Below are 11297 nucleotides of genomic sequence, written 5' to 3'. Positions count from 1 at the left end.
TGCGGCCAACCCTCGCCTGGTCAAAACATCCCGTGGCGCAGGCTACTTCTTCAACGCTGACGTAGATGTTAGCTACGGAGGCACGCTGGCCGCGTGACAGTGAGCTATGCTGGAGATTGGGGTGACGAGGCTGATCAAGCCTTCCAACAGTACCAGCCTGATCAATTACGGCGAGAGCTACCGGTCCGGAGATCGCATCAGCGCCTCTGTCGTCAAGAGAGCTGTTCTGCTTGACCCCAGCCATGGAGCTCAACGCCCCGCGTCGGAGCGCTCCCTGCTTCTGAAGGAAGCCACTAGGTCCGCTCGGGCTTGATCGGAGGCTTGGCTGATGGACGTCGTGGTTGCTTCGCTCAGTTGCCGCCCCATGGCGCGGCTTTGCGGATTATCAGTCCTCTGCCTCTTCGCCGGTCTCAACAGCGCTGTGGAATGTTCATTGTTTATGATGACGCCCCCGCTGTTCACGAGGTTGCTCCTGTCAAGTGTACTCGTCAGTCCGTCCTGGGCCTCGCGCTTCTTGCCCAAGTGCCGTTCAAACGGCGCTGGCGCGACTTGTTGAGCTCGAGAGATGGGTCCCTGCTCTCCTGCGTGGCCATGAGCTTGTGCCGCGGTCTGCGCAGCGGCGTCCCCAATGGCACGAGCCTCCATGCCGACTGCGTCTTCCGGACGAGCAGCAAGGGCAATTTCGCGCCCGAGTGCGAACTTCCGGACATGAGTTAGTGCACTGATTTCAGCGGTTTTCATATAGCGCTTGGCATCTTCATCCAGCGACCGCTCGTGAAGCCGATCCGCAATCCCCGGCTTTTTGTTTTCAACCAGGCATTGACTGAAACGTCTAAGAGCAGACCCATAGACCTCAACGGTACGGGGTTTCGGCCCGGTCGGCGCTGCCTCGTACGCTTTGATGAGAGCCGCTGTGTACTCTCTGATGAGCACGGCGTCGGCAGGGTGGGGATTCAGGGCCGGGCGGCCCACCACTGGCGCTCCGCCCGCCCACGTCTTGAGACGACCCAGTGACCCAGCCACGGCCGAGGGGCCGCCACCCCAGATCTCGTACTCCTTGCGATCCCGATCCAGCGACTCCTCGTGAAGCCGATCCGCAATCCCCGGCTTGTTATTTTCAACGAGCCAATGACCAAAGCCGAAAAGAATATCTACATGGCGCTTGACCGTGATCTCCCCGACCTTACCGGCATAGAGTGCTGACCTCAGCCCTTCGACAAGGGTCGCATCGTTGGAATAAAGAGGACCCTTGTCGGGACCGGAGACCACTTTTGGGCGATCTGGCTGCACCGCCGCCGGCACAGAACGAGCATGGTCACGCAACTCGGACGGTGCGGGGGGATTCAGATCAACCACTGACGAATCCGGCGCATGATGATGGCGCGCCGTTGAGTGACCCGGCTGCAGCACCGAGGCACCCAGCATCGACCCACTGCCTCCGGCGTACGGCGCCGCGGCGTGTTCTTGTCCGCTCCCTTGCATCATGGGCTGCGCTTCCCATGGCAATGCACCCACTTGATGGGTGGGGGCCTGCATCAGCACGCGAGCGCCTGAATTGCCGATCTCGCTCAGCTGCGGCTCAGTGGCAACGTCCTGCAGACGACTGTTCGGGGTCCTTTGCCTCTTCGCTGGTCTCAACTCCGCTGTATCATGCTCACGGTTGATGAGGACCTCCTCGCTTGGTAGCTGGTTGCTCCTGTCCTGTGCTGCGATCCGCTCGTCCGGCGCGCGCTGGTCGCCGTCGCGCCAGCTCAGGGGACGAAAGGACCCTGCGGGATCCGAGGCTTGGTGATGGGGCCCAGTTGGCACGAAAGACGATGCCAGTACAGCGTCGTCTTCATTAGCTTTCCCAGGGGGGAGATACTCTGGCCAACTGTATTCCTCCTGCGGCCCGCTGTGCTGCGCAGCGGCGTCCCCCTTGCTCTCAAGACTTTGAAATTTAAATGGGTCCCCGGGAGCAACGTCTGGCGCTGACTGGCCGAGCCGCTTGATCTGCTGGTGAAACGTCCCAACGGGGCTTTCCTTAACCGCGTCTCGGGCCTGTCGGTCCATGAGTTCAAAGTTCGTGAGATTATTTGCCGTTCCGAATGTATCGTCACCCCTGAGGCGGGTTTGTAGTGCCTGCCGATTGACGACGAGGTTGTTGAGGTTCAGGTCATCTGGCTGCGATTGCAATCGCCCAACCAGCGCCCGCGTGCCGTCCACCACGTAGACTCCGCAATCCACCACGTTGCTCTGCTGGGCGATGCGGGATACGCCCACGCGGGTCTCCAGGCTGGCGCCCAGATTTTCTGCGAGCTCTTTTGCAAGCGGGTCATGCCATCCGTTGTAGGAGTCATAATGATAGGCAACCGGCCGTTCCCGGTCGCTGCGATCAACGAACAGCAGCGACCAATGTTTGCCGCGCTCCTCACGAGTCGTACCGGCATCGCTCACTGGCACGAACAGGAAGTCGGCTGTGTCGTTGCCGTTCTTATGGACGATGCGCTGGAATGCGCTTAGCATGACGCTCTTGGAGCCCAAGCGCAGATGATAATTGGCTACGAGGGGATCCACGAACCGCGTCCGGGCGGCGAGATCTGGATTGTTCCCCTGCAACTCCTGCTCCAGGAGTTGGTAATCCCTCTGGATATGTTCGTCGCCTAGCCATTCCAATGCGCCGAGCACCCGCCCGTCTTTAGCTTTCCCAGGGGGCCTCTCTGGCCGACCCAATGCCTCCTGCGGCCCGCTGCGCTGCGCAGCGGCGTCCCCAATGGCACGAGCCTCCATGCCGACTGCGTCTTCCGGACGAGCAGCAAGGGCAATTTCGCGCCCGGGTGCGAACTTCCGGAGATGAGCTAGTGCACTGATCCTCCGGTTACCACCGGAGTTCACATAGCGCTTGGCATCTTCATCCAGCGACCCCTCGTGAAGCCGATCCGCAATCCCCGGCTTTTTGTTTTCATGCAGGTATTCACTGAAACGTATAAGAGTAGATCCATAGACCTGAATGGTACCGCGATTCGGCCCGGTCGCAGGCGCTTCTTTGTACTCTTTGATGAGAGCCGCTGTGTAATCTCTGATGAGCGCGGCGTCGGCAGGGTAGGGATTCCGGACAGGGCGGTCGACCACTGGCGCTCCGCCCGCCAACGTCTTGAGACGACCCAGTGCTCTAGCCACGATCGAGGGGCCACCCCTGCTCTCGTACTCCGAGGGGCCACCCCTGCTCTCGTACTCCTTGCGATCCTGATCCAGCGACGATTCGTCAAGCCGAGCAGCAAATCCCGGCCTGTTATTGTCAAAGAGCCAACGACCAAAGCCGAGAAGAGAATTTACATGGCGCTTGACCGTGCTCTCCTTGACCTTACCCGCGTAAGCTGACCTCAGCCCTTCGACAACGGTCGCATCATTGGAATAGAGGGGACCCTTGTCGCGACCGGAGACCCCTATTGGAGGATCTGGCTGCACCGCCGCCGGCACAGAACGAGCATGGTCACGCAACTCGGACGGTGCGGGGGGATTCAGATCAACCACTGACGAATCCGGCGCATGATGATGGCGCGCCGTTGAGTGACCCGGCTGCAGCACCGAGGCACCCAGCATCGACCCACTGCCTCCGGCGTACGGCGCCGCGGCGTGTTCTTGTCCGCTCCCTTGCATCATGGGCTGCGCTTCCCATGGCAATGCACCCACTTGATGGGTGGGGGCCTGCATCAGCACGCGAGCGCCTGAATTGCCGATCTCGCTCAGCTGCGGCTCAGTGGCAACGTCCTGCAGACGACTGTTCGGGGTCCTTTGCCTCTTCGCTGGTCTCAACTCCGCTGTATCATGCTCACGGTTGATGAGGACCTCCTCGCTTGGTAGCTGGTTGCTCCTGTCCTGTGCTGCGATCCGCTCGTCCGGCGCGCGCTGGTCGCCGTCGCGCCAGATCAGGGGACGAAAGGACCCTGCGGGATCCGAGGCTTGGTGATGGGGCCCAGTTGGCACGAAAGGCAATGGCAGAACAGCGTCGTCTTCATTAGCTTTCCCAGGGAGCTCGCGCCCGAGTTCGGACTTCCGGAGATGAGCTAGTGCACTGATCCCACCGGAGTTGTTATAGCGCTTGGCATCTTCATCCAGCGACCCCTCGTGAAGCCGAGCCGCAATCCCCGGCTTTTTGTTTTCAACCAGGTATTCACTGAAACGTCTAGGAGCAGATCCATAGGTCTGAATGGTAGCGGGATTCGGCCCGGTCGGCGCTGCCTTGTACTCTTTGATGGGAGCCGCTGTGTAATCTCTGATGAGCGCGGCGTCGGCAGGGTCGGGATTATTCAGGACAGCGGCGCGGTCCAGCACTGGCGCTCCGCCCGCCCACGTCTTGAGATGACCCACTGCTCTAGCCACGTCCGAGGAGCCACTCTTGCTCTCGTACTCCTTGAGATCCGGATCCAGCGACTCCTCGTGAAGCCGAGCAGCAAATCCCGGCCTGTTATTATCAAAGAGCCAACGACCAAAGCCGAGAAGAGAATTTACATGGCGCTTGACCGTGCTCTCCAATGCTGACCTCAGCCCTTCGACAATGGTCGCATCGTTGGAATAGAGAGGACCCTTGTCGCGACCGGAGACCCCTATTGGAGGATCTGGCTGCACCGCCGGCGGCACAGAACGAGCAGGGTCACGCAACTCGGACGGTGCGGGGGGATTCAGATCAACCACTGACGAATCCGGCGCATCATGATGGCGCGCCGTTGAGTGACCCGGCTGCAGCACCGAGGCACCTAGCCTCGACCCACTGTCTCCGGCGTAGGGCGCCGCGGCGTGTTCTTGTCCGCTCCCTTGCACCATGAGTTGCGCCTCCCATGGCGATGTATCCACTTGAGGGCCGGGATCATGCACTGGTTCGTCCATTTGCTTTTGCAACCGAGCCCACCTTTCGGCCACCGCGGCCTCGCCAACCGCGGAGGGCGTCTCCTCAGCCCTGGCGAACGCTGGCCCGGCAGGCGCCGCCGGCACAGAACGAGCATGGTCACGCAACTCGAACGGTGCGGGGGGATTCAGATCAACCACTGACGAATCGCGCGCCGTTGAGTGACCCGGCTGCAGCACCGAGGCACCCAGCATCGACCCACTGCCTCCGGCGTAGGGCGCCGCGGCGTGTTCTTGTCCGCTCCCTTGCGTCATGAGTTGCGCCTCCCATGGCGATCGTAGAAGGTCCGCGTGCGGAATCGAGTCGAAATATCCCGACAAATCAGCGTCGACCTTCTGCTTTTGCAACCGAGCCCACCTTTCGGCCACCGCGGCCTCGCCAACCGCGGAGGACGTCTCCTCAGCCCTGGCGAACGCTGGCCCGGCAGGCGCCGGCGGCACAGAACGAGCAGGGTCACGCAACTCGGACGGTGAGGGGGGATTCAGATCAACCACTGACGAATCCGGCGCATGATGATGGCGCGCCGTTGAGTGATCCGGCTGCAGCACCGAGGCCCCCAGCATCGACCCACTGCCTCCGGCGTAGGGCGCCGCGGCGTGTTCTTGTCCGCTCCCTTGCACCATGAGTTGCGCCTCCCATGGCGATGTATCCACTTGAGGGCCGGGATCATGCACTGGTTCGTCCATTTGCTTTTGCAACCGAGCCCACCTTGCGGCCTCCGCGGCCTCGCCAACCGCGGAGGGCGTCTCCTCAGCCCTGGCGAACGCTGGCCCGGCAGGCGCCGCCGGCACAGAACGAGCATGGTCACGCAACTCGAACGGTGCGGGGGGATTCAGATCAACCACTGACGAATCGCGCGCCGTTGAGTGACCCGGCTGCAGCACCGAGGCACCCAGCATCGACCCACTGCCTCCGGTATGCGGTGCCAGGTGCTCGTCCCCCAGCATCATGGGCTGCGCCTCCCATGCCAATGCACCCACTTGATGGGTGGGGGCCTGCATCAGCACGCGAGCGCCTGAATTGCCGATCCCGCTCAGCTGCTTAGCTTTCCCAGGGGGCTTCTCTGGCCGACCCAATGCCTTCTGCGGCCCGCTGTGCTGCGCAGCGGCGTCCCCAATGGCACGAGCCTCCATGCCGACTGCGTCTTCCGGACGAGCAGCAAGGGCAATTTCGCGCCCGAGTGCGGCGTACGGCGGGAACTTCCGGAGATGAGCTAGTGCACTGATCCACCGGTTACCACTGGAGTCCAAATAACGCCTGGCATCTTCATCCAGCGACCCCTCGTAAAGCCGAGCCGCAATCCCCGGCCTGTTGTTTTCATGCAGGTATTGACTGAAACGTCTAAGAGTAGCCGCATAGTCCTGAGTGGTTTTGGGATTCGGCCCGGTCGCAGGCGCTCCCTTGTACTCTTTGATGAGAGCCGCTTTGTACTCTTTGATGAGCACGGCGTCGGCAGGGTCGGGATTCAGGGCAGCGCGGCCCACCATTGGCGCTCCGCCCGCCGACTCTTTGAGACGACCCAGTGCTCTAGCCACGTTCGAGGAGCCACTCTCGCGCTGGTACTCCTTGAGATCCTGATCCAGCAACGGATCGTCAAGCCGAGTAGCAAATCCCGGCTTGTTATTATCAAAGAGCCAACGACCAAAGCCGAGAAGAGAATTTACATGGTCCGTGACCGTGCGCTCCCCGACCTTACCGGCATAGAGTGCTGACCGCAGCCCTTCGACAACGGTCGCATCGTTGGAATAAAGAGGACGCTTGTCGCGACCGGAGACCACTACTGGAGGATCTGGCTGCACCGCCGCCGGCATAGAACGAGCATGGTCACGCAACTCGAACGGTGCGGGGGGATTCAGATCAACCACTGACGAATCCGGCGCATGATGATGGCGTGTTTCCCCGGGAACAACGTCCCGTACGAACACTGAGTCTGGGTTGCCTTGGTCCGGCGCGACTGGAGCCAGGGCTCTGTCGTGCAACGCTCGCGCTGACTGGCCGAGCCGCTTGATCCGCTGGTGAAACGTCCCAACGGGGCTTTCCTTAACCGCGTCTCGCGCCTGTCGGTCCATGAGTTCAAAGTTCGTGAGATAATTTGCCGTTCCAGATGTATCGTCACCCATGAGTCGGGTTTGTAGTGCCTGCCGATTGACGACGAGGTTGTTGAGGTTCAGGTCTGGCAGGTCTGGCTGCCATCTTTGCAATCGCCCAACCAGCGCCCGCGTGCCGTCCACCACGTAGACTCCGCAATCCCACTCGTTGCTCTGCTGGGCGATGCGGGGTAAGTCCACGCGGGTCTCCAGGCTGGCGCCCAGCCTTTCTGCGAGGTGTTTTGCAAGCTTGTCATGCCATCCGCTGACGGAGTCATAATGATAGGCAACCGGCCGTTCCCGGTCGCTGCGATCAACGAACAGCAGCGACCAATGTTTGCCGCGCTCCGCAAGAGTCTTACCGCCATCGCTCACTGGCACGAACAGGAAGTCGGCTGTGTCGTTACCGTTCTGATTATGGACGATGCGCTGGAATGCGCTTAGCTTGTCGCTCTCGGAGCCCAAGCGCAGATGATAATTGGCTACGAGGGGATCCACGAACCGCGTCCGGGCGGCGAGTTCTGGATTGTTCCCCTGCAACTCCTGCTCCAGGAGCTGGTAATCCCTGTGGATATGTTCGTCGCCTAGCAATTGCAATGCGCCGAGCACCCGCCCGCTGGGGTCGCCGAAAACACCAAAAAACCCTTCGACCGCGGGGGACATCCCCTCAGGAAAGAGCTCTGGCGAGGCGGAATTCCCCGCCCGCAAGCTGGGAGGAGCGAATTCCGGTGGCCTCAGTGGCACCTCCTCGCTTGGTAGCAGGTTGCTCCTGTCCTGTGCAGCGATCCGCTCGTCCGGCGCGCGCTGGTCGCCGTCGCGCCAGATCAGGGGACGAAAGGACTCTGCGGGATCCGAGGCTTGGTGATGGTGCCCAGTTGGTACGAAAGACGATGGCAGAACAGCGGCGTCTTCATTAGCTTCCCCAGGGAGCTTCTCTGGCCGACCCAATGCCTTCTGCGGCCCGCTGTGCTGCGCAGCGGCGTCCCCAATGGCACGAGCCTCCATGCCGAGTGCGTCTTCCGGACGAGCAGCAAGGGCAATTTCGCGCCCGAGTGCGGCGGACGGCAGGAACTTCCGGAGTTGAGCTAGTGCAATGATCCTCCGGTCACCACTGGAGGCCTTATAGCGCTTGGCATCTTCATCCAGCGACTCCTCGTGAAGCCGAGCCGCAATCCCCGGCTTGTTGTTTTCAACCAGGTATTCACTGAAACGTCTAAGAGTAGCTCCATAGTCGTGAATGGTTTGGCGATTCGGCCCGGTCGCAGGCGCTCCCTTGTACGCTTTGATGAGAGCCGCTTTGTACTCTTTGATGAGCACGGCGTCGGCAGGGTCGGGATTCAGGACAGCGCGGCCCACCATTGGCACTCCGCCCGCCGACTCTCTGAGACGACGTAGTGCCACAGCCACAGTCGAGGAGCCACCACTGCTCTCGTACTCCTTGAGATCTTCATCCAGCGACTCCTCGTGAAGCCGAGCAGCAAATCCCGGCTTGTTATTTTTAAAGAGCCAACGACCAAAGCCGTAAAGAGAATTTACATGGCGCTTGACCGTTTCCTCCTTGGCCTTACCCGCGTAGAGTGACCTCAGCCCTTCGACAACGGTCGCATCGTTGGAATAAAGAGGACGCTTGCAGCCGCGACCGTCGGAGACCACTACTGGAGGATCTGGCTGCACCGCCGCCGGCACGGGGGAACGAGCATGGTCACGCAACTCGAACGGTGCGGAAGGATTCAGATCACCCACTGACGAATCCGGCGCATGATGATGGCGCGCCGTTGAGTGACCCGGCTGCAGCACCGAGGCACCTAGCATCGACCCACTGCCTCCGGCGTACGGCGCCGCGGCGTGTTCTTGTCCGCTCCCTTGCATCATGGGCTGCGCTTCCCATGGGGCCGCGCCTTCGATGAGGCTCAGGTCTCCGTGAGACGGATGAGGATGGAACGGGTCTGGCAGAGCCGGAACGCCGGGGGCGGGAATTTGGGCAGCGGCTTGGCGCGCCTCGCCCGAGCGCTGCTCAAAGCCCTCTTGCCCGGCCTGTGCCGCTTGCTCTTGAGATGCCGGGGGCTGCACCTGCCGCCAACCTGTTACATTGGATAGGTCAAATTTGTGCCGGTTCACGTTAGCCTCACGTCCACAGATCAGCTGAGCAACCTACTCGGGCATACTTACGAGAAGCTGACGAGGTCCGCGGTCCCGGAGCGGGTAGGCCTAATTTTCTGCGCGCCGATTGCGCTGGCGCGACGTAGCCCGGCCTTTTGCCAGCTCGGCAGCTACGGCTCGCAAAGAGCGTCGTAAGGCTTGCGGAGCCGCCCCTCAGCTCCCGTCGAGGAGCAATCCACAATTCACATATTTGGAGATGGCTCGCTGGTTTACCGGTCTGCGAGCCCTGCAAGCCCATGCTTCAGATGCCGCCCGTGCAGAGGTATTTCATTTCGAGGTAGTCCTCGAGGCAATGGCGGGAACCCTCCCGCCCGATGCCGGACTGCTTCACTCGGCCGAAAGGCGCGGCTTCCGACGACATGCGTCCCGTGTTCATACCACTATGCCATATTCCAAGGCCTCGGCGACACGCCAAACACGCTTCCGTTTGAGGCACAAATGTGGGGGAAGGCCGTAGATCGTGTCGTTGGCCTCATGCACGACCTATCCGCATCGTCGAAGCAATCACAGGCGCCAGCCGCCCGAATGTCTCTTTCTTGCGCGATGGTCATCTCGCTGGAGACCGGACCGATAGTTCGACGTGCCATTCGCGCGATGCGTTTGCCCCCGCATCGATTCTGCGGCCTTTCGCGACGGCATGGGATTCGATTTTGGCCAGAGCCTGCCTGTCGATCAGCGCACCGATCGCCACTCCGGAGCAAAGCCCTCGCCAACGATAAGTGGCGGACTTTCTCCACGAACTCTCGACAAACACCTTCGTGAACGCCTGACTGGACGGGGGTAGCCATGCCGAACAGGTCGCATAACCACGCCATCGTTCGGCGACTGCAGCCGCGAAGCGTCTCGAACACATCGGCTCGATGCGGTTGCGTCCAGAATGCATCAGCGAGCGGCGGGAGTCTTCGCTATATTCGCCCCCGACATCCCGAAGTCCACCAGCTTGCCTGCCAAAAAGGGGTGTTGCATGAATAAACCCGCTTTCGTCGCCGTCAGCCGCGTGCCCAGGAAGGACGACAGTCTCCATAGCAAGAATGCGAGATGATCATCGTATTCAGCGGCAGCGTGCCGGCGAAATTGGGTGTTCGGCAAGCCAAATAGCGCGATGCAGAAGGATGGTGAGGATTTCGCGTCCGCCACTGCGATGCATAGAGCCACCCTTCGCAACCGACCAGCGCAACAAAGCTCGTTATGCGGCGCGTAGGTTCGTAGACGCTTATCCAGTATCGAGATAACAAGGCCGCTGCGCAGGAACGAACTCTGAGAGCGCACCCTGCGAGAGGTTGCGCTTGCTGACGCGGCTGTGGAAGAAGCAGGGGCTCGCGCCGAAGCGCATGATCACCGACTAGCTTCGCTCGTATGGAGCGGCAAAGCGACAGATGATGCCGGACGTCGAGCACCGGTCGCACAAGGGGTTGAACAACAGAGCGGAGAATTCCCATGTGCCGCCGCGAAAACGGGAGCGGATGATGCAGGGGTCCGATCGCCGGGAGGCCTGCAACGCTTCGTCTCGACCTTGTCAGCCCTCCGCAACCTCTTCGTCCCCCGCCCCAAACGTTCTGCTCTCGCCATACATGTTCATCGCTTGCAAGCCATCGCCGAATGGAAGGCCGTGACTGGAACGCCCGCAACAATGGATTGCTAACGGCGAACTCATGCTGGTCGGCAAGGCGATACTGGCTGGAGCATCAACTCGGCCGACGAGAGTGGCCACACCATCCTAGACAGGATCGGCCGATATGCCCGGCATCGCCGCTCTGCAAAAAGCACAGCGGGCATCCAGACGTTGCCGGGTTGACTATGGGTGTCCGAACCGCGAAAAGAGGCCGCTCTTTATGAGTGGCGTGCGCTGGCAGTCTAACCCCAAGCCCCCCGCCCGGGCTGCCGGCGCGCTTCTAGGAACATCGAGGTAGATGACGAGACTCCGAACTACATTCCAAAGCTATCGGTGGATTCACATTTCAAGCCCAATCGATTTCCTACAGCCAGGCGCGAACGTTCGATTGGAACATTCAGAATTCACATCAAGGTGCACCGCTATTGCGTCCCGAACAGGTTCGGCTGCTCGATGACGACTACGAGGTTGTTCTCATCAAAGGTCTGCCACCATTAAAATTGAGGAAGGTGCGATATTTTTCGGATCGCATTCTGAAACGCATCTTTGAAAG

Annotated in this window: 1 protein-coding gene and 4 pseudogenes; 3 read left to right on the top strand and 2 right to left on the bottom strand. The window is 60.9% G+C overall.

From position 1 onward, the window contains the following. Positions 1-97, top strand: a pseudogene (locus NKJ00_RS31875) (DNA-binding response regulator); the annotation flags it as partial. A 152-nt stretch (positions 98-249) separates the two neighbouring features. Here the strand turns inward: NKJ00_RS31875 and NKJ00_RS31870 are convergent. After that, the gene (locus tag NKJ00_RS31870; RefSeq protein WP_352632562.1) at positions 250-9090 is read right to left on the bottom strand and encodes a Ulp1 family isopeptidase; all 8841 of its coding nucleotides are present in this window, start codon (positions 9088-9090) and stop codon (positions 250-252) included. A 283-nt stretch (positions 9091-9373) separates the two neighbouring features. Then, positions 9374-9908, bottom strand: a pseudogene (locus tag NKJ00_RS32275) (aldehyde dehydrogenase family protein); the annotation flags it as partial. A 507-nt stretch (positions 9909-10415) separates the two neighbouring features. Between NKJ00_RS32275 and NKJ00_RS31860 the strand changes: the two are divergent. Both NKJ00_RS31860 and NKJ00_RS31855 read left to right on the top strand, forming a co-directional pair. Further along, positions 10416-10774: pseudogene (locus tag NKJ00_RS31860) on the top strand (DDE-type integrase/transposase/recombinase); the annotation flags it as partial. 267 nt (positions 10775-11041) lie between these two features. Next, positions 11042-11297, top strand: a pseudogene (locus NKJ00_RS31855) (type IV secretory system conjugative DNA transfer family protein); the annotation flags it as partial.

The sequence above is a fragment of the Mesorhizobium sp. M0227 genome, assembly GCF_040321855.1.
In the GTDB taxonomy this organism is placed as follows: domain Bacteria; phylum Pseudomonadota; class Alphaproteobacteria; order Rhizobiales; family Rhizobiaceae; genus Mesorhizobium.
The sequence above is the reverse complement of the archived record's forward strand: the minus strand, read 5'-3'. Positions and strand labels throughout refer to the sequence as shown.